We start from the raw sequence: 18,549 nt of genomic DNA, 5'->3' as shown, positions 1-18,549 counted from the left end.
ATCGAGGGAACGACGCCCCTCCCGGGAACACGCTAGCCCCGGGAGGCAGCGGGGGGAAGGGCGTCGTCACGAATCGTCGCGGCGGCGCTCAGCCGCGCGGATGCACCGCGACGGGTTCGGGGGACACGGCGATGCGCACGCGGTCCCCGAAGGCGGGGTGGATGCCGGGGGAGTGCTGCAGACGAACGAGCTCACCCGACTCCGTGCGCACCAGGGTGCGCCGCATGCTGCCGAGGAAGGTGCTCTCCTCGACGAGGGCATCGGTGGCGGCATCCGCCTCCGATGCGAAGTACACGTTCTCCGGGCGCAGGTACACGTCGACGGGGCCGTCCGCGGGGTTCTGGAGCGGAAGCCGCTGCCCCCACACCGTGACGTGATCGCCCTCGGCGACTCCGGAGACGACGCTGGAGAGCCCGACGAACGCGGCCACCCCTGCCGTGGACGGCGTCGTGTACAGCTGCTCGGGAGAGCCGATCTGCTCGATCCGGCCGGAGTTCATCACCGCGATCCGATCGGACACCGCGAGGGCCTCCTCCTGGTCGTGGGTGACGAACACCGTCGTGATGCCGAGCCGCAGCTGGATGCGGCGGATCTCGTCGCGCAGCTGCACCCTGACCTTCGCGTCGAGCGCGGAGAGCGGCTCGTCGAGCAGGAGCACCTTCGGCTCGGTGACGAGAGCCCTGGCGAGTGCCACGCGCTGCTGCTGGCCGCCGGAGAGCTGATGCGGGAACCGGTCGGCGAAGTCGGCGAGGCCGACGAGAGCGAGGGCGTCGAGGGCCCGCGCCGCGGCATCCGTCTTGCCGGTGCCACGGCGACGCAGACCGAAGGCGGTGTTGTCGACCACCTTCAGATGTGGGAACAGCGAGTACGACTGGAACACCATTCCGATGTCGCGCTTGTTCGTCGGCACGCGGGAGACGTCCCCTCCGCCGAGGAGCACGGCGCCCTGGTCGGCGCCCTCGAGGCCGGCGAGCACACGCAGGAGCGTGGTCTTGCCGCAGCCCGACGGCCCCAGCAGCGAGACGAACTCGCCCGGAGCGATGTCGAGGTCGACGCCGTGCAGCACGGTGGTGCCGGCGTAGCTCTTCACGATGCCCTGCAGCTGCACGCGGGTGCCCTCTCCCGCTTCGGCGAGGAGGATGTTGTCGGCAGTCCGGGGAAGAGTCATGAGCGGGCCTTTCGGGTGCCGCGGGCGAGGCGGCCGATGAGGAGGAGCAGGGCGAAGACGAGCAGCAGCGCCAGCAGCGTGAAGATCGCCGGGAGGTAACCGTCCTGTCTCTGGACGACGACCATCGCGGTCTGGAAGACCTGCCTGTTGAGCAGAGAAGCGATCGTGAACTCGCCGAGAACGACGGCGATGGACACGAGAGAGGCCGAGAGCAGTCCCTGGCGCAGGTTCGGCGCGAGCACCCTGACGACCACGGCGGGCCAGCTCGCTCCCAGCGAGCGGGCCGCCTCGGCGAGGGTGCGCAGATCAGCGGCCTCGATGGACGCCTGGATCGAGCGGTAGGCGAAGGGCAGCACCGTGACCCCGTAGGCGAACGCCAACGTCCAGGTTCCCGTACCGAGGTTGCGTCCGATCTGCAGGTAGATCGGCGCGAGTCCCACGACGAGCACGATCGCGGGGATCGAGATCGGCAGCAGGGCGACGAACTCGAACACCGGCTTGAGCTTCGCGAAACGAAGGTTCACGAGGATCATGGTCGGCGCGAGGACCAGCAGCACGATGGCCACGGTGACGGCCGCGAGGACGAGCGAGTTGCCGAGGCCCGTCCATATCGGCTTCAGCGTCGCAGCCATGGCGGGATCCGCGAGGCTCGCCCAGCGCTTCAGAGAGTATGAGCCGTCAGGCATCTTGATCGTGTACAGGAACGTCGCCAGGAGCGGGATCGCGAAGAACGCGATGACGACGATGCTCACGACCCAACGAGTCGCGCGAGAGGGGGCCAGCGCGCTCATGCCTGCCACCTCGCTGCACGTCGCTGGATGAGGGAGTAGACGGCCATGATCACTCCCACGATGATGATCATGCCGAGCGCGAGCGCACCTGCAAGATTCTCGCGGCCGAGAACCGTCTCGCTCGTGAGCGCGGCGCGGATCTGCAGCGGCACGATCTGCGACCCCTGGCTGGCGAGAGCCGCGGCCGTCGCGTAGGACGAGAATGCGTTCGCGAAGAGCAGCAGCAGACTGGCGAGGAACGAGGGGGCAAGAACCGGCAGTCCGATGTGACGCCAGAAACCGGAGTGGGTGCCTCCGAGCGTGAGATTCGCCTCGGCCCACTGCGGCTTGAGCGCGGCGAGGGCGGGCATGAAGGTGATGACCATGAGCGGTATCTGGAAGTAGATGTAGGGAAGGATCAGTCCCGGCAGTTCGTAGAGCCATGTGCCGTTCGGATAGATGTTGATCCCGAAGCTGTCTTTGAGGAAGGTCGTCACGACACCCTGGATGCCGATCGTCGCGATGAAGACGAACGCGAGCATGACGCCGCCGAACTGGGCGAGCACACCGGCCGCGGCATCCACCGTCTGACGGACGATGCCCTCGGGGCTCATGCCGAGGAGCGCGTAGCAGACGAGAGCGCCGACGACCGCTCCGACGGCGGCGGTCAACAGCGACAGCCAGGCGGAGTTGGCGAAGGTCGTGAGCACGACCGGGTCGACGAGGGCGGTCAGGTTGGTCCAGGTGAAGCTGCCGTCCTTCGTGAAGAAGCCCGAGCCGATGGAGAGCACCGTCGGGACGGCGAGGAACAGGACGACGTAGACCGCGAAGGGGACGAGTCCCAGCCAGGAGAGGGAAGGGGCGAACCGCCGGACCCGCGAGGGTCCGGCGGTCGGGGTGGGGGCGGATGCCGCGGCATCCGCCCCCGTCAGCGCAGTCGAGGTCACTGGACCGCCGCTGCCCACTTCTCGCCGAGGAGCTTTCCGGCGTCGGCGGACTGCTTCTCGGTCGGGACGACCGTCTTCTCCGGAGCCTCGGGGAGCTTCGCGAGGAGGTCCTTGTCGATCGTGCCGGCCTCGGTCATCGCGTCGACGCGGGCCGGGCGTGCGCCGCCCTTGAGCCACAGGTTCTGCACGTCGTCGCTGTACAGGAACTCCTGCCACAGGCGCGCGGCCGCCGGGTGCGGGGCCTCGACGTTGATCGCCTGGTTGTAGTAGCTGGAGTAACCGGTGCCCGGGAGCACGACGACCTTCCAGTTCTCGTTGTCCTTCTGGTGCGACGTGTTCAGGTAGTCCCAGTCGAAGACGACGGGCGTCTCACCGCTCGCGACGGTCGAGGTGGTCACGTCGACCTTGAGCAGGTTGCCGGCCTTCTGCAGCTTCGAGAAGAAGTCGATGCCGGGCTCGAAGTCGTCGAGGGTGCCGTCGGACTGCACGGTGGCGAGGCCGACCGCCGCGAAGGCCGCTCCGGCCTGCGTCGGGTCGCCGTTCAGCGCCACGGCGCCCTTGTAGTCGGCGCCGAGCAGGTCGTCGAGGGTCTTCGGGGCGTCGTACTTCGACGAGTCGTAGCCGATCGACATGTACCCGCCGTAGTCGCCGACGAAGAGACCCGTGGACTCCTTGAGGTTGTCGGGGATCTCGTCCCACGTCTGCACCTTGTAGGGGGCGAAGCTCTTCGTGTTCTGCAGGGCGACCGCGATGCCGAGGTCGAACACGTCGGGTGCGGTGTCGAGGCCCTTGTTCGTCTCGGCGGCCTGGATCTCCTCGGCGCTGGACACGTCGGGGGAGGCCTCGTTGATGGTGATCTCCGGGTACTTCTTCGCGAAGAGATCGAGGATCTCGCCGTAGTTCGCCCAGTCGCGGGGGAGGGCGATGACGTTGAGCGCGCCCTCGGCCTTGGCGGCGGCCTCGAGGTCGGCGAACGTGCCGAAGTCGGAGACGGAGGTCGCGGATGCCGCGTCGACCTTGTCGCCGTCAGCGGCGGGAGCGTCGCCGCCGGATGCGCATCCGGCCAGGACGAGCGCGGCCGTGGCGGCGAGGGCGATGCCGGCGCCGAAGCGGGCGCGGCGGGGGAAGTGTGCCATGAGGGTCCTCTCGGTGTCCGGCGCGGGTACGCCGGGTCGGGTTGCGAGTGGACGCTACGGGGTGGAGGTTGCCGATCGTCGCGGGCCGGGTGAACGACAGATGACCGGGTGGTTGCTGACGGATGCTACTCGCCGGCTGATGCCCCTGGGAGAGGCGCCGGGAAGAGGCCCCGGGGAGAGGCGCCGCGGAGAGGCGCCGGGGTCAGTCCTGAGGGATGCGGAGCTTGAAGCCCACGTGCGAGCCCGTGTAGCCCAGCCGCTCGTAGAAGCGGTGCGCGTCGACGCGGGCCGCATCCGAGGTGAGCTGGACCATCGCCGCATCCAGCGCGGGGGCCGCGGCATCCGCCACCCAGCGCATCATCGCCGATCCGATCCCCGTGGAGCGCAGATCGCTCCGGACCCGGACGGCTTCGACGAGGAGCCGCCGTGCGCCGCGGCGGGCCATGCCGGGGATGGACGTCAGTTGCATCGTGCCGACGACGTGGCCGTCGAGCTCGACGACCACCAGATCGTTCGACGCCTCGGCGAGGATCTCGGCGAGGGCGGTCTCGTACGCGGGACGGTCCTCGGCGGAGGCCACGTCGCCCCGCGCCGCGCTGATCGGGTCGTCGGAGAGCAGGGCGATGACGGCATCCGCATCGTCACGGGTCGCGCGCCTCAGCGTGGCCCGTCCGGCTCGGGATTCGAAGACGTGCGGCAGCGGCAGGGCGTCGAGCATGCTCCCAGTCTGACATCCTGGGCGGATGGACATCGGCGCTGTGCTCGGGCTGGAGCAGCTCACCTGGGGCACGCTGATCCTCGTCGTGATCGCCGCGTTCGCCGCCGGCTGGATCGACGCCGTCGTGGGTGGCGGCGGTCTGCTGCAGCTGCCCGCGCTGCTCCTGATCCCCGGGATGGCTCCGGTGCAGGCCCTCGCGACGAACAAGCTCGCCTCTGTCTTCGGCACGGCGACGAGCAGCATCACCTACTACCGCAGGGCCAAGCCCGACATCCGCACGGCGGTGCCGATGGCGGTGATCGCGCTCATCGGGTCGTTCGGCGGGGCGGCCGTCGCGACGGTGCTCCCGTCCGCCGCGTTCAAGCCGATCATCGTCGTCGCGCTCTTGGCCGTGGCGCTGTTCACGGCCTTCCGCCCGCAGATGGGGGCCGCGACGCAGCTGCGCTTCAGCGGCCACCGGCATCACATCGCAGCGGGGGCGGCCGGCCTCGGGATCGGCTTCTACGACGGCATGATCGGCCCCGGTACCGGCACGTTCCTCGTGATCACCCTGGTCGCTCTCCTGGGATACGACTTCCTGCAGGCGAGCGCCAAGGCGAAGATCGTGAACTTCGCGACCAACGCCGGGGCGCTGCTGCTGTTCATTCCGCACGGCTCGGTGCTGTGGCTGCTGGGCGGTATCCTCGCCGTGGCGAACGTGGCAGGGAGCTACCTCGGGTCGCGCATGGCCATCTCCCGCGGCACGACGTTCATCCGCGTCGTCTTCCTCGTCGTGGTCATCGGCCTCATCGCGAAGCTCGGCGTCGACGTCTGGAACGAGAACATCGCCCCGGCGCTCGGCCTGCCCGGTCGGTGAGCGCGGAGCGAAGCGACGAGACGAAACGCCCCATGCTCCGGGGAACATGAGGCGTGTCGTCTCGCTTCGCTCGCTCAACGACCGGGTGGCTGAGGTCGCTCGACGACCGGTTGGTCGGGCGCCGTGCGAGGGTCAGGCCTCGTCGTCCTCCTGGACGAAGTCGACGCCGGCCTCGGCGCGCTGCTCGGGGCTGATGGGCGCCGGAGCCGAGGTGAGCGGGTCGAAGCCGCCGCCCGACTTCGGGAAGGCGATCACGTCGCGGATCGACTCGCTCTTCGAGAGGTGCTGCAGCACGCGGTCCATGCCCAGCGCGATGCCGCCGTGCGGCGGTGCGCCGAACTTGAACGCGTCGAGCAGGAAGCCGAACTGCTCCTGTGCGACCTCGTCGCTGATGCCCATGACCTCGAAGACGCGCTTCTGCACGTCTTCGCGGTGGATGCGGATCGATCCGCCGCCGAGCTCGGAGCCGTTGCACACGATGTCGTACGCGTAGGCGAGAGCCGAGCCGGGGTCGGTGTCGAAGGTGTCCTCGAACTCGGGCTTCGGGCCCGTGAAGGCGTGGTGCACGGCGGTCCATGCCCCTGCGCCCACGGCGACGTCACCCGAGGCGACGGCATCCGCTGCGGACTCGAACATCGGAGCGTCGACGACCCAGGTGAACGCGAACTCGTCCGGGTTCAGGTAGCCGAGGCGGCGGCCGATCTCGACGCGCGCGGCGCCGAGGAGCGCGCGGCTCTCCTTCGCCGAACCCGCGGCGAAGAACACGCAGTCGCCGGACTCGGCGCCGACGAGCGCCGCGAGTCCTGCCTGCTCGGCCTCGGACAGGTTCTTGGCGGCGGGGCCGCCGAGCGAACCGTCCTCGTTGAAGAGCACGTAGGCGAGGCCGCGGGCGCCGCGCTGCTTGGCCCAGTCCTGCCAGGCGTCGAGCTGCTTGCGGGGCTGTGAGGCTCCGCCGGGCATGCGAACGGCGCCGACGTACTCCGCCTGGAACACGCGGAACGGCGTCTCAGCGAAGTACTCGGTGGCCTCGACGAGCTCCAGGCCGAAGCGCAGGTCGGGCTTGTCGGAGCCGTACTTCGCCATGGCGTCGGCGTAGGTGATGCGGGGCAGAGGGGTCTGCACCTCGACGCCGATGGTCTTCCACATGGCGACGACGAGCGACTCCATGAGGGCGATGACGTCCTCCTGGTCAACGAAGCTCATCTCGATGTCGAGCTGCGTGAACTCCGGCTGACGGTCGGCGCGGAAGTCCTCGTCACGGTAGCAGCGCGCGATCTGGAAGTACTTCTCCACGCCGCCGACCATGAGCAGCTGCTTGAACAGCTGCGGCGACTGGGGCAGGGCGTACCAACTGCCCGGGTGCAGGCGCGCGGGCACGACGAAGTCGCGGGCGCCCTCGGGAGTGGAGCGCGTGAGCGTCGGCGTCTCCACCTCGGTGAAGTCCTCGGCGTGCAGCACGTCGCGGATCGCCTTGTAGACGTTCGAGCGCAGACGGAGAGCGGATGCCGCCGCAGGACGCCGCAGGTCGAGGTAGCGGTACTTGAGACGAGCCTCCTCGCCCACGTTCTCGGTCTCGGCGAGAGCCGTGGAGACCTGGAACGGCAGCGGGGCCGACTCGTTCAGCACGACGACGTCGCTCGCGATGAGCTCGATCTCGCCGGTCGGCAGGTTCGGGTTCTCGTTGCCGTCCGGGCGACGCGACACCTCTCCGGTGACCTTGAGGACGAACTCGTTGCGCAGCGGGTGGGCCACCTCTTCGTCGCGGATGACGACCTGGGCGATGCCCGAGGCATCCCGAAGATCGATGAACGCGACTCCTCCGTGATCACGACGACGATCGACCCAGCCCGTGAGGGTGACGGTCTGACCGATGTTCTCGGCTCGCAGGGAGCCTGCGGAGTGAGTGCGAAGCACGGAGGATTCCTCCTGATCTGGGAAATGATGAACCCGCCTATTCTACGTGGGCGCGGATCGCCTCCCCGCCTGTGTGGTGTCGATCAGTATGATCGCCTCGACACAGCCATCACACAGAAAGGATGCATCGTGGACTCCAACGGCATCTCCGATCTCTACGCATCGATCTTCTCCGGCACGACCGGTCTGATCGCGCTCGTCTTCTACGTCCTGGTGGCCATCGGCCTGTGGAAGGTGTTCTCCAAGGCGGGGTACCCCGGCATCCTCGCGATCATCCCGATCGTGAACATCGTCATCCTGGTGCGCATCGCCGGGATGTCCGGATGGCTCGCACTGCTGTACATCATCCCGATCGTCGGCTTCGTGTTCGGCATCATCGTGGCGATCAAGCTCGGTGAGCGCTTCGGCAAGGGCGGCGTCTTCTCGTTCTTCCTGCTGTTCCTGTTCCCCTACATCGGCTACCTGATCCTCGGTTTCGGCGAGTCCCGCTACAGCAAGGCCTGACGTGCCGGCGAAGCGACTGCACCTCGTCCGCCACGGCGAGGTGCACAATCCCGCGCGAGTGCTCTACGGGCGGCTGCCCGATTACCACCTGAGCACCGCGGGACGTCGCATGGCGCAGGCGGCGGCCGATCACGTGGCCTCGTTGGATCGGCCGGTCGCCGCCCTGTACTCCTCGCCCCTGGAGCGGGCGCAGGAGTCGTCGGAGCCTTTCGCGGAGCGGTTCGACCTGGTGCCGGAGATCGACATCCGCATCATCGAGCCGACCAACGTGTTCGAGGGCACTCGGATGCGGCGCTCGCTCATGAATCCGCTCAACTGGTGGCATCTGCGACAGCCGTCGCTGCCGAGCTGGGGCGAGCCGTACACCTCGATCGCGGAGCGGATGCTGAGCGCCATGGGCGAGGCCTGGCAGGCAGCCGATGACGGCGACGTGGTGATGGTCTCGCACCAGGCGCCGATCTGGATCACGCATCTCCGCGTGGCGGGCCTGCCGTTGCGGCACGACCCGCGCACGCGGAGATGTGCGCTGTCGAGTGTCACGTCGTTCGAGCTCGTCGGCGACGTGTGGCGCGAGGTCGCCTATGCGGAACCTGCCGCCAGCGGCATCGACCTCGGAGCGGTCTGACACCCGAGGCCCACGGCGCTTGTGGTCAGTGCTCGGCGGCCAGCAGCGACTGGATGATCCCCACCGCGGCGAGCTGGCCGGCCGTCGCCGCCAGCATCACTGCGGCCATCGGTCCCGGCAGCGTCGCGCGGTGCGCGAGATCGCCGGCAGCGAAGACGCCGGGCGCGGAGGTGCGGCCGAAGTCGTCGATCTCGATCGCGCCGGACTCGAGCATCCGCAGGTCCAGCTGCGCCGCGAACGGCGCGCGCTGACGCATCGTCCCCGAGGCGACGAAGACACCGGCGACGGTGTGCTCGGCGTCGGCCGCGCGCACCACGACACCGGCGTCAGTGGCCGAGACCGCGACGACCGCCGAGCCGCTCACCCTGGCGCCGCGGGCCTCGAGGGACACGACCTCCTCGGTCGTGAAAGCGGCCCCCACGGGGATGACTGAGATCTCGCTCACGATCCGTCCGAGCATGCCGATCAGGTGCTCGGCGCGTGCCGCTCCACCGAGGACCGCGATCGGCTTCCCCGCGTGCTCGTGCCCGTCGCAGAACGGGCACGAGAACGCTCGGGTGCCCCAGAGTTCCGCCAGCCCGGCGATCTCGGGCAGGTCGTCGACCACCCCGGTCGCGAGGATGACGTTGCGCCCCGATGCCGTGGAGCGGTCGGCGAGCGTCACGGTGAAGTCCCCCTCGCCGCCGGACACGCTCTCGGCGCGGACATCGCGGATCTCCACGTCGTCGTAGGCGCCGAGCTGTGTGCGTGCGGTCGCGCGGAACTCGGCGGGAGGGGTGCCGTCGTTCGCGACGACGTTGTGCATGTGCAGCACCGTGCCGTTGCGGTATTCGCCCGAGTCCAGGAGCAGCACCGACCGGTGCATGCGTCCGAGCGTGAGTGCCGCCTGCAGGCCCGCGGGGCCTGCGCCGATGACGATCGCGTCGTACATGTGCGGGTGTCCTTCCGTGGATGGGGTTGCGTTCCCGCTCAGTCTGTGACTTCATGTCGACATGAAGTCAAGCGCCGAGCATCCGTGGTCCGTCGGCGAGGTCGCCGCCCGCTTCGACCTCCCCACCAACGTGCTGCGGCACTGGGAGGCGGTGGGCCTGCTGCGGCCCGAACGCGACACAGCCGACCGGCGCCGATACGGGGAAGACGAGGTCGTCCGCATCGCCGTGATCCAGCGCAGCAAGGCGGCGGGGATGAGCCTCGAGCAGATCGGGGTGCTGCTCGACGACGGGAGCGCTGGTCGGCATCAGGTGCTGCAGGAGCACCTCGACGATCTGGACCGGCGCATGGAGGAGATGCGCCGGTCGAGGGAGATGACCGAGCACGCGATGCGCTGCCGGTCGCACGACATCGCCACCTGCCCGCGTTTCCGCGAGGGCGTCGCCGACGTCCTCGCCCGGTTCTGACGTCCCTCCGGACGCCCTCGAGAACGGGCCCGCGGAGGCCCGACCCGTCCGGCTCACGCATAGGAACCCTTGCGTAGACTGGGAATCGTGCCACTCGCCTCGACGGTTCGCCCGATCCGCAGCGGCCGCCGCTCCCGCACTCGCGTCCTTCGTGGTGCGGTCGGAGCCGCGCTCGCCGCGGTGTTCGCCATCGGCCTCAGCGCCTGCGCCCCCGATGCCGTCAGCGACTCGTTCCTGAGCGGCGAGAACACCGGCTACGTGGCGGCCGACGGCGCGATCGTCGAGATCCCCATCGCCGAGCGCGGCGACCCCGTCGACTTCGCCGGCGTCACCGAGGCGGGGGAGAAGTTCTCCAGCGCCGACATCGCCGGCAAGGTCGCCGTCGTGAACTTCTGGTACGCGGGCTGCGCTCCGTGCCGCGTCGAGGCGGGCGACCTCGAAGCGGTCTGGCAGAAGTTCGGAGACCAGGGCGTCTCCTTCATCGGCATCAACACGCGGGATCAGGCCGACACCGCCAAGGCCTTCTCCGACGAGTACGGCATCACCTACCCGAGCCTGATCGACGTCGACACCGCGGAGGCGAAGCTCGCGTTCGCCGAGGTCGTGCCGATCCAGGCCACCCCGACCACGCTGGTGCTCGACAAGCAGGGCCGCGTCGCCGCCCGCATCATCGGGCCGATCGACAGCCCGTCGATCCTCTCCACGCTCGTCAAGGACGCGCTCGCGGAGACCTCGTGAGCGCGCGGGGTGCGCTGTGAACCCCGAGGTCATCATCAACTCGGGTGCGCTCTGGTTGGCGATCCCTGTGGCGATGCTGGCGGGACTCATCTCCTTCCTCTCTCCGTGCGTGCTCCCTCTGGTCCCCGGATACCTCGGCTTCCTCGGCGGTGCGGTGTCGCCGCGCGCTGCACAGGGACGACCGAACGCCGTCGCCCCAGGGCGCGGTCGTCTCGTGCTGGGAGTGCTGCTCTTCATCCTCGGCTTCAGCGTCGTCTTCGTCGCCATCACGGCACTCGGCGGCGTCGCGAACGTGTTCCTGATCCGATGGGGCGATCTGATCACCCGCATCCTCGGCGTCGTGATCATCGTCATGGGCCTGGTGTTCCTCGGGCTCTTCGGCTTCGCCCAGCGTGAGTTCCGATTCCACGTCGACTCGAAGCTCGGCGTCGCCGGAGCCCCGCTGCTCGGCGTCGCGCTCGGCATCGGCTGGGCGCCCTGTCTCGGGCCCACTCTCACGGCGATCTTCGCTCTCTCGTTCAATGCGGGCGACCCGGTGCGCGCCGGATTCCTCGGGCTCGCGTACTCGCTCGGCCTCGGCATCCCGTTCCTGCTCGTCGCCCTCGGTTTCGGGTGGGCGACGAGGGCCATCGGCTTCCTGCGCCGCCACATCCGCGTGGTGAACGTCATCGGCGGCGTCCTGCTCATCGTGCTCGGCATCCTCATGGTGACCGGGCTGTGGACCGACATCATGTCCCGGCTGACGGCGGTGATGAACAGTGTCATCCTCCCGCTCTGACCTGAACGACCAGAAGGACCCCGTGGACACCGACCCGCTGCGCCCGTCCGACCACATCGACGGCGACGACACGATCGTCCAGCCCAAGCTCGGTTTCATCGGCTGGCTGCGGTGGGGATGGCGCCAGCTCACCTCGATGCGCACGGCCCTGATCCTGCTGCTCGTGCTCGCGATCGCGGCGATCCCCGGCTCGATCTTCCCCCAGCGCATGGCCGACCCCAACGGCGTGACGCAGTGGGAGCGCAACAACCCCGACATCTTCCCGGTGCTCGACTCGCTGAAGATGTTCGACGTCTACCTGTCGCCGTGGTTCTCGGCGATCTACCTGCTGCTGTTCACCTCCCTCGTCGGCTGCGTGATCCCGCGCATCAAGCACCACCTCAAGGCCCTGCAGGCGCGCCCGCCGCGCACCCCCGCCCGGCTGAAGCGGCTCGCCGACTTCCGCGCGGTGGAGCGCACGAGCACGGATGCCGCCGCCGACGCGGCCGCGTCCATCGAGATCGCTCAGAAGCAGCTGAAGGCCCTCGGGTACCGCGTCGAGCGCTACGACGCCGGGCGCACCTTCTCGGTCTCCGCCGAGCGCGGGTACTGGCGTGAGACGGGCAACCTGCTCTTCCACATCGCGCTGGTCGGCGTGCTCATCACGGTCGGAGTCGGCGGCGGCTTCGCATACACCGGTCAGCGCGTGCTGGTCGAGGGGGAGACCTTCGCGAACACCCTTCTCGACTACGACTCCATGAACCGCGGCCGCTTCGTCGGCGACGGGGCTCTCACGCCCTACTCGATGCGGCTCGACACCTTCGACGTCACCTACCAGCCCTTCGGAGAGCCCGGATCGGGGCAGGCCGGCGACTTCTCCGCCAACGTCACGCTCAAGGAGAATGGCGACACGCGCACCGGCTCGGTGAAGGTCAACGAACCCCTCCGGGTCGCCGACGACAATGTGTTCCTGCTCGGCAACGGCTATGCGCCGACCATCACCGTGCGAAACGCCGCGGGCGACGTCGTGTTCACGAACAGCGTCCCGTTCCTCCCGCAGGACAATAACCTCACGTCCCTCGGCGTCGTCAAGATCACCGACGGCATGCCGCAGCAACTCGGCCTGCTGGGCTTCTTCTATCCGACGACCGGCGTCCTCGAGAGCGGGGCCTTCTTCTCCGCCTACCCCGATCTCACCAACCCCACCCTGACTCTCGACGTCTATCAGGGCGATCTCGGGATCGACGGCGGCGACCCGAAGTCGGTGTACGTGCTCGACACCACCGACCTCACCAAGCTCACCGGACGCGGCACCGACGTCGACTCGATCGAGCTCACCCCCGGTCAGGAGGCGGAGCTGCCGAACGGCATGGGAACCGTCACCTTCGAGGACGAGTCGCCGGCCGGCGCGACGGACTCCTCCCAGTCGGTGAAGAGGTTCGCGTCCCTGCAGATCCACCGCGACGAGTCGGGCGTCTTCGTGCTCGGCTTCGCCCTCCTGGCCCTGGCCGGGCTCATGCTCGCGCTGTTCGTGCCGCGCCGCCGCGTCTGGGTCAAGGCGCGGGCCGTCGGTGACAGCGTCGCCCTCGAATACGCGGGGCTGGCGCGCGGCGAAGACCCGACTCTCGCGGCCGCCGTCGATGAGATCGTGCACGGTCACGCACGCCTCCTCGTCTCTGCCGGCGTCACCACGGGCGACGCCGGCAGAGACGACACGGGGGACTCTCCCGCAGCAGCCGCCGAAGAACTCGAGCCGCCGACATCCGAAACTCCGAAAGTAGACTGACAGCATGTTCGACCTCTCCGTGATCTCGCCGATCCTGCTGTGGACGGCGATCGCGATCTACGCGGCATCCTTCGTCGCGTTCGCCGTCGATCTTGCTCATCGTTCGCAGGCGACGGCCGACGCGAAGACAGAGCGCGCCGCAGAACCCGTCGGGGCTGGAGTCGGGGGGCGTTCGGCATCCTCGTCGACTATCGGCGTCACGGATGAACCGGCGCAGCGGCGTTTCGTGATGGCGCGCATCGGCACCTCGCTCATGACGCTCGCGTGGGTCTTCCACCTCGCCGCCACCGTGACGCGAGGCATCGACGCCGGTCGCGTGCCGTGGGCGAATCTGTACGAGTTCGCGATGCTCGGCACGCTGCTGATCGTCGCCGTGTTCCTCGTCGTGCTGACGCGCATCGACCTGCGCTATCTGGGGACCTTCATCACCGGTCTCGTGGTGATCCTCCTGGGCCTCTCCACGACGAACTTCTACGTCGAGGTCACGCCTCTGATGGACCCTCTGAAGAGCATCTGGCTGATCATCCATGTGTTCGTCGCCTCGTTGGGCACCGCGTTCTTCGCGTTGTCTTTCGCCCTGTCGGTCACTCAGCTCATGCAGTCGCGTCGTGAACGACTGCTCCGCGAAGGGTCGACGAAGACGGGGCCCAGATTCCTCTCCACCTTCCCGTCGGCCGAGCGTCTGGAGAGCCTGTCCTATCGCTTTGCGATCATCGGGTTCATCCTGTGGACCTTCACCCTCATCGCCGGGTCGATCTGGGCCTACTACGCGTGGAGCCGCTACTGGGGCTTCGACGTCAAGGAGACCTGGACCTTCGTCATCTGGGTGATCTACGCCGGCTACATCCACGCCCGTGCGACGCGCGGATGGCGGGGCAACCCGTCGGCGTGGCTCTCGATCGTGGGCTTCGCCGCGGTGATGTTCAACTTCACCATCGTGAACGTGTTCTTCAAGGGCCTGCATGCCTACTCCGGACTCAGCTGAGCCGGGGGTGAAACGCCCGGGGCACGGGACGATTCACGGGTCCGTCTGACCGCCCGTTACGTTCTTAGATGCAGTTCAACAACTGCATCTAAGAACGATCGGAGATAATGATGATGAAGACGCGGAAGAGGCTCGCCGGCCTCCTGGCGATCGGGCTCGCAATCGGGGGACTGAGTGTTGCGGGCAATCTGGTGCAGGCCGAGCCTGCACAGGCGTATGTCTGCGGCTACGCCGAGACGATCAAGCACGTCGACAGCCAGTTCAAGGTTGACCTGCCGTGGGGAGGATCGATCGACCTGTTCGGGGGAGATGTGCGGATCGCGAATTACGGCAACTGCGGGAAGTCCAACGTCCGGGTGACGATGACCACGGACAATGGCAAGAAGACCGTGTGCATCCGGCCCGGAAACACGGTTCTCGGACCGATCGACCGGCCGCCGCACGTGCGCAACGTGGCGAAGCTGAGCGGGAGCTGCTGATGCGACGGAACGACGTGCGGCGACGGGCGGGCGCGCTGATCCTCGCCATGACTCTCGGCCTCGGCGGCATCCTCCTCGGTTCCGTGTCCTCGGCGACCGCGGCGGACAACCTGATCTGCGGCTTCACTCCGAAGACGACGAGCGCGCTCGGAAGCGGCCAAAACGGAAACTACGAGAAGGGCATCTACAACAACTGCAAGTCGAAGCCCGTCAAGATCAAGGTGACGTATCGCTACAACACGCAGACGATCTGCGTATCTCCCGGACAGACGACGCTCTACGCACAGCCCACCAACGGTGGAGCGATTCGGGATGCGAAGTGGACAGGCGCATACTGCTGAACGAATCGTGAACGCCTGAGTGCGGCTGGGTCCCTGCTCCGGGGTCCAGCCGCACGATGCGTGAGGGGCCGCCCGAGCCGGATCGTCGGGTCCTCAGAACGGCCAGATCAGCGGCACGTAGAACACCGCCACCGCGAAGAACAGCGCCATCAGAGGCAACCCGAGCTTGGCGTAGTCGCCGAAGCGGTAGCCCCCGGGCTCCATCACCATCAGGTTCGCGGGGGTGGCGACCGGCGTGAGGAACGCCGCCGCTCCGGCCACCGTCAGCGCCATCATGAACGGCATCACGGACGCGTCCATGGCCGAGGCGAGGGCCACAGCCACCGGTGCGACGATGAGCACCGTGGCGGTGTTGCTGATGAGCTGGCCGAGCACGAGCGTGATCAGCACGATGACGGCGACCGCCGCATGAGGACCGGCCTCTCCGAGGAACGAGCGCAGCCCGTCGGCGATCAGCTGCGCCGCGCCCGTCTCCTGGAAGGCGGTCGAGAGCGGGATCATCCCGGCGACCAGGATCACCGTGGTCCAGGAGATCGCGCGGTAGGCCCGGGTGATCGAGACGACTCCGGTGAGGATCAGGGCGCCGGCGGCGAGGAGCCCGGCGATCGCCGCCGGCACGATGCCCGTCGCGAGCAGCACGATCATCGCGAGCAGGATCACGGCCGTCCGCTTGGCTCCGGCCCCGAGCGGCACGGAGCGACGCAGGGTCAGCGGCGCGTCCACCACGAGCACCTCCTCGCGCTTCGCGGTGTGCCGCTGCAGATCGTCCCATGACCCGTCGAGCAGCAGGGCGTCTCCGGCGCTGAGCTCGGTGCCCGATTCGTCGAAGGCCTCCTCGCCGCGACGGACGCCCAGGATGACGAGGTCGCCGCTGGGCGTGCACATTCCGGGGAACACGTGCAGCCCGATCAGCGAGGACCGAGGAGGCACGACGACCTCGGCGACGCCGCGCGCCGGAGACATCAGCGCACGCTCGGGGGCGATCTCGTAGTCGGCCCGCAGCGCCGCGGCGAGCTGCTCCAGGTCGACCGGGGCCGACACCGGGCTGCGCGTCGGCAGCAGGCGCGAACCGAGCAGCAGGATGATCGCGAGAGTCCCGACGAGCAGGGGGAGACCGGCCAGAGCGAACTCGAAGAACCCGAACTGCCTGCCCCCGTTCTCGGCGGCGATGTCGGAGACGATGATGTTCACCGGGGTCCCCGTCAGGGCGAGCATCGAACCGGCGTGCGCGGAGAACGCCAGCGGCATCAGCATCTGCGAGGGCGCGATGCCCGCGCGCGCCGCCACCACGACCACCAGGGGCAGGAGCGAGGCGACCGACCCGTTCACGCTGATCACGGCGGTCAGCACGGCGGTGAGCAGCCCGATCGTCAGCAGCAGTCTCCGGCGCCGGGTGCCGGTCCTGGCGATAACCTCCTGCCCGGCCCATGCGACGATGCCGGTGGCCTCCAGAGCCTCGCTCACGACGAAGAGCGAGGCGATGAACAGCACCGTCGGATCGCCGAATCCGGACAGAGCGGTGTTCAGATCGAGGACCCCGAAGAGGTACAGCGCGATCGAGACGCCCACGGCGACGACCCCGAGCGGGATCCGGTTCGAGACGAACGCGATCACCGCGCAGAGCAGGATGACGAGGGTGGAGGTGATCGGATCCATTGGTTCACACAATAGAAGGCCGCGACGTCAAGGGGACCCCCTAGTTCTAGGGGGTCGGCTTGCCCCGGCATCCCTCGCGCCAAGATCATGGGGCTATGGCTGGCGATATGACGCTGAGTGCCCCCGATGCCGATCGCAAGGGGTTCCTGAACTGGATCGAGAAGGTCGGCAACAAAGTCCCTGATCCGACGATCATGTTCGTCTATCTGATCGGGTTCATCGCCGTCCTCTCCTTCCTGCTCGCATGGGCCGGAGTCTCCGTCACCGACGAGGTGGTCGTCCCCGGTCCGCAGAGCCAGCTGGACGAGCTCAACGAGCAGTTCGGCGGTGGCTGGCAGATCTACGACACCACCACCGGGCTGCCGGCTGAGACGCCCGACTACACGATCGAGGAGCGCACCTTCGAGGTGCGCAACCTCCTCTCCATCGAGGGCGCCCGCTTCTTCTTCTCCTCGTTCGTCGACAACTTCGCCGGGTTCGGAGTGGTCGCCGTCGTGCTGATCGCGATGGCGGGCGTCGGCGTCGCCGAGCACGCCGGCCTCATGGGGGCGATGATCCGTCGCGTCGTGAAGGTCGCGCCGCGCCGCTGGATCGCCGCGATCCTCATCTTCGTCGGCGTGCTCTCCTCGGTCGCCACGGATGCCGGGTATCTGATCCTGGTCCCGCTCGCGGCCGCGGCCTTCCTCACCGTCGGGCGGCATCCGCTCGCGGGACTCGCCGGGGCGTTCGCGGGCGTCGGCGCCGCGTTCGGCGCCAACATCCTGATCACCCCGAGCGACAGCATGCTCACCGAGATCACCAACGAGGTGCTCACCGCTGCGGGCATGCAGCCGATCGAGGTGACCCAGAACTGGTACTTCGGCATCGTGTCGACGCTGCTGCTGACCACGGTCGCCCTGCTCGTGACCATGTTCATCACCGAGAAGCGGCTCGGTTCGTACGACCGCTCGGAGATGACCGTCGCCGACGAGGCCGACGGCGTCGACCACGATGCCGAGGCACGGGGCCTCCGCTTCTCCTTCTGGGCGCTGCTCGGCTACCTCGCCGTGATCCTGCTGCTGACCCTTCCCCCTGGCGCGCCGCTGCGCGACCCCGAGACGGGCGACATCATCGGCACGACGCCGTTCATGGCGAGTCTCGTGTTCATCATCTCGCTCGCGTTCCTCGTGTGCGGTGTCGCCTACGGCGCCGGGGCGAAGACGCTCAGGGGAGGCTCGGCCGCGGTCGGAGCCATCGCGAAGACGTTCGCCAGCCTCGGCGGACTGCTGGTGATGTTCCTGATGATCGCTCAGTTCATCGCGCTGTTCAACTGGACCAACCTGCCCACCGTCGCCGCGGTGTCGGCCGCCGAGCTCCTGCAGCAGGCGAGCGTGCCGGCGATCGTGCTCCTGCTCGCGTTCATCCTCGTGATCGTGATCCTCGACTTCATCCTCCCGGGGCTCGTGCCCAAGTGGGTGATCTTCGCCCCGGTGTTCATCCCGATCTTCGCCTCGCTCGACGTCGCGCCCCAGACGCTGCTGGCTGCGTACCGGGTGGGCGATTCCCCGGTCAACGTGCTCACCCCGCTGATGGTGTACCTGCCGTTCATGGTGACCGTCGCGCAGCGCTACAAGAAGGACGCGGGCATCGGCACGATCATCGCGCTGATGATCCCGTACGCGGTCTGGATGCTGATCTCCTGGGTCGCGCTCTACGTCGTGTGGTTCCTCCTCGGCATCCCGTGGGGACCCGGCTCACCGGTCGACGTCGTCGGCTGACCTCCCCGCCGTCCG

Annotated in this window: 19 protein-coding genes; 11 read left to right on the top strand and 8 right to left on the bottom strand. The window is 68.3% G+C overall.

The window, feature by feature from the left end; genetic code table 11:
• Positions 1-88: 88 nt before the first annotated feature.
• The 5 genes from ACFVRO_RS00230 to ACFVRO_RS00210 form a co-directional block, all read right to left on the bottom strand.
• Entirely contained in the window at positions 89-1,168 is a 1,080-nt protein-coding gene (locus ACFVRO_RS00230; protein WP_386947975.1) for an ABC transporter ATP-binding protein, read from the bottom strand.
• Positions 1,165-1,959, bottom strand: a complete 795-nt coding sequence (locus ACFVRO_RS00225) for an ABC transporter permease (RefSeq protein ID WP_386947973.1) — start codon at positions 1,957-1,959, stop codon at positions 1,165-1,167. The genes ACFVRO_RS00230 and ACFVRO_RS00225 overlap by 4 nt, the downstream gene beginning before the upstream one ends.
• Positions 1,956-2,885, bottom strand: coding sequence for an ABC transporter permease (locus tag ACFVRO_RS00220; RefSeq protein WP_386947971.1), 930 nt, complete (start codon positions 2,883-2,885; stop codon positions 1,956-1,958). The genes ACFVRO_RS00225 and ACFVRO_RS00220 overlap by 4 nt, the downstream gene beginning before the upstream one ends.
• Positions 2,882-4,021 carry an ABC transporter substrate-binding protein gene (locus tag ACFVRO_RS00215; protein ID WP_386947968.1) on the bottom strand — a complete coding sequence of 380 codons (1,140 nt, stop codon included), beginning with the start codon at positions 4,019-4,021 and terminating at the stop codon, positions 2,882-2,884. Before ACFVRO_RS00215 ends, ACFVRO_RS00220 begins: the two co-directional genes overlap by 4 nt.
• Positions 4,022-4,223: 202 nt before the next feature.
• Positions 4,224-4,739: a GNAT family N-acetyltransferase gene (locus ACFVRO_RS00210; RefSeq protein WP_386947965.1), complete on the bottom strand. Its 516-nt coding sequence runs from the start codon at positions 4,737-4,739 to the stop codon at positions 4,224-4,226.
• Between the two features lie 25 nt (positions 4,740-4,764).
• Between ACFVRO_RS00210 and ACFVRO_RS00205 the strand changes: the two genes are divergently transcribed.
• A complete protein-coding gene (locus tag ACFVRO_RS00205; RefSeq protein WP_386947962.1) occupies positions 4,765-5,595 on the top strand; it encodes a sulfite exporter TauE/SafE family protein in 831 nt (276 codons plus the stop codon).
• A 132-nt stretch (positions 5,596-5,727) separates the two neighbouring features.
• Here ACFVRO_RS00205 and aspS read toward each other — a convergent pair whose 3' ends face one another.
• Positions 5,728-7,509 carry an aspartate--tRNA ligase gene (gene aspS, locus ACFVRO_RS00200; RefSeq protein ID WP_386947959.1) on the bottom strand — a complete coding sequence of 594 codons (1,782 nt, stop codon included), beginning with the start codon at positions 7,507-7,509 and terminating at the stop codon, positions 5,728-5,730.
• Positions 7,510-7,638: 129 nt separating this feature from the next.
• On the opposite strand from aspS, the gene ACFVRO_RS00195 reads away from it, so the two are divergent.
• Both ACFVRO_RS00195 and ACFVRO_RS00190 read left to right on the top strand, forming a co-directional pair.
• Positions 7,639-8,013: a DUF5684 domain-containing protein gene (locus tag ACFVRO_RS00195; protein WP_386947957.1), complete on the top strand. Its 375-nt coding sequence runs from the start codon at positions 7,639-7,641 to the stop codon at positions 8,011-8,013.
• 1 nt (position 8,014) lies between these two features.
• On the top strand, positions 8,015-8,638 hold the full coding sequence (locus tag ACFVRO_RS00190) for a histidine phosphatase family protein (RefSeq protein WP_386947955.1): 624 nt from the start codon (positions 8,015-8,017) through the stop codon (positions 8,636-8,638).
• A 25-nt stretch (positions 8,639-8,663) separates the two neighbouring features.
• Here ACFVRO_RS00190 and ACFVRO_RS00185 read toward each other — a convergent pair whose 3' ends face one another.
• A complete protein-coding gene (locus ACFVRO_RS00185; protein ID WP_386947953.1) occupies positions 8,664-9,569 on the bottom strand; it encodes an NAD(P)/FAD-dependent oxidoreductase in 906 nt (301 codons plus the stop codon).
• 61 nt (positions 9,570-9,630) lie between these two features.
• Between ACFVRO_RS00185 and ACFVRO_RS00180 the strand changes: the two genes are divergently transcribed.
• From ACFVRO_RS00180 to ACFVRO_RS00150, 7 genes are all read left to right on the top strand, one after another.
• Complete coding sequence (locus ACFVRO_RS00180) at positions 9,631-10,035, top strand: MerR family transcriptional regulator (RefSeq protein WP_223587039.1); 405 nt, start codon at positions 9,631-9,633, stop codon at positions 10,033-10,035.
• A gap of 87 nt (positions 10,036-10,122) precedes the next feature.
• Positions 10,123-10,773, top strand: a complete 651-nt coding sequence (locus ACFVRO_RS00175; RefSeq protein ID WP_386947951.1) for a TlpA family protein disulfide reductase — start codon at positions 10,123-10,125, stop codon at positions 10,771-10,773.
• 16 nt (positions 10,774-10,789) lie between these two features.
• Entirely contained in the window at positions 10,790-11,551 is a 762-nt protein-coding gene (locus ACFVRO_RS00170) for a cytochrome c biogenesis CcdA family protein (protein ID WP_386947948.1), read from the top strand.
• Between the two features lie 22 nt (positions 11,552-11,573).
• A complete protein-coding gene (locus tag ACFVRO_RS00165; RefSeq protein WP_386947945.1) occupies positions 11,574-13,316 on the top strand; it encodes a cytochrome c biogenesis protein ResB in 1,743 nt (580 codons plus the stop codon).
• Positions 13,317-13,320: 4 nt separating this feature from the next.
• Positions 13,321-14,301, top strand: a complete 981-nt coding sequence (ccsB, locus tag ACFVRO_RS00160) for a c-type cytochrome biogenesis protein CcsB (protein WP_386947942.1) — start codon at positions 13,321-13,323, stop codon at positions 14,299-14,301.
• A 107-nt stretch (positions 14,302-14,408) separates the two neighbouring features.
• On the top strand, positions 14,409-14,780 hold the full coding sequence (locus ACFVRO_RS00155) for a DUF6355 family natural product biosynthesis protein (protein WP_386947939.1): 372 nt from the start codon (positions 14,409-14,411) through the stop codon (positions 14,778-14,780).
• A complete protein-coding gene (locus tag ACFVRO_RS00150) occupies positions 14,780-15,121 on the top strand; it encodes a DUF6355 family natural product biosynthesis protein (protein WP_386947936.1) in 342 nt (113 codons plus the stop codon). Before ACFVRO_RS00155 ends, ACFVRO_RS00150 begins: the two co-directional genes overlap by 1 nt.
• 93 nt (positions 15,122-15,214) lie before the next feature.
• On the opposite strand, the gene ACFVRO_RS00145 is transcribed toward ACFVRO_RS00150, so the two are convergent.
• Positions 15,215-16,777: an SLC13 family permease gene (locus ACFVRO_RS00145; RefSeq protein WP_105675996.1), complete on the bottom strand. Its 1,563-nt coding sequence runs from the start codon at positions 16,775-16,777 to the stop codon at positions 15,215-15,217.
• Between the two features lie 95 nt (positions 16,778-16,872).
• Here ACFVRO_RS00145 and ACFVRO_RS00140 point away from each other — a divergent pair, with 95 nt between their 5' ends.
• Positions 16,873-18,534, top strand: a complete 1,662-nt coding sequence (locus ACFVRO_RS00140; protein WP_386947934.1) for an AbgT family transporter — start codon at positions 16,873-16,875, stop codon at positions 18,532-18,534.
• The last annotated feature ends 15 nt before the right edge of the window (positions 18,535-18,549 follow it).

Source organism: Microbacterium sp. NPDC057944 (assembly GCF_042887445.1).
GTDB classification, from domain to species: Bacteria; Actinomycetota; Actinomycetes; order Actinomycetales; family Microbacteriaceae; genus Microbacterium; species Microbacterium natoriense.
Note: the sequence above shows the minus strand (reverse complement) of the source record. Positions and strands in the feature narration are given on the sequence as shown.

Bases quoted from the DNA above. Each gene is read 5' to 3' on its own strand.
- ACFVRO_RS00155 (WP_386947939.1), top strand. From the start codon at position 14,409: ATGATGATGAAGACGCGGAAGAGGCTCGCCGGCCTCCTGGCGATCGGG.
- ACFVRO_RS00140 (WP_386947934.1), top strand. From the start codon at position 16,873: ATGGCTGGCGATATGACGCTGAGTGCCCCCGATGCCGATCGCAAGGGG.
- ACFVRO_RS00210 (WP_386947965.1), bottom strand. From the start codon at position 4,739: ATGCTCGACGCCCTGCCGCTGCCGCACGTCTTCGAATCCCGAGCCGGA.
- ACFVRO_RS00225 (WP_386947973.1), bottom strand. From the start codon at position 1,959: ATGAGCGCGCTGGCCCCCTCTCGCGCGACTCGTTGGGTCGTGAGCATC.
- ACFVRO_RS00150 (WP_386947936.1), top strand. From the start codon at position 14,780: ATGCGACGGAACGACGTGCGGCGACGGGCGGGCGCGCTGATCCTCGCC.
- ACFVRO_RS00145 (WP_105675996.1), bottom strand. From the start codon at position 16,777: ATGGATCCGATCACCTCCACCCTCGTCATCCTGCTCTGCGCGGTGATC.
- ACFVRO_RS00205 (WP_386947962.1), top strand. From the start codon at position 4,765: ATGGACATCGGCGCTGTGCTCGGGCTGGAGCAGCTCACCTGGGGCACG.
- ccsB (WP_386947942.1), top strand. From the start codon at position 13,321: ATGTTCGACCTCTCCGTGATCTCGCCGATCCTGCTGTGGACGGCGATC.
- ACFVRO_RS00185 (WP_386947953.1), bottom strand. From the start codon at position 9,569: ATGTACGACGCGATCGTCATCGGCGCAGGCCCCGCGGGCCTGCAGGCG.
- ACFVRO_RS00230 (WP_386947975.1), bottom strand. From the start codon at position 1,168: ATGACTCTTCCCCGGACTGCCGACAACATCCTCCTCGCCGAAGCGGGA.
- ACFVRO_RS00180 (WP_223587039.1), top strand. From the start codon at position 9,631: ATGAAGTCAAGCGCCGAGCATCCGTGGTCCGTCGGCGAGGTCGCCGCC.
- ACFVRO_RS00215 (WP_386947968.1), bottom strand. From the start codon at position 4,021: ATGGCACACTTCCCCCGCCGCGCCCGCTTCGGCGCCGGCATCGCCCTC.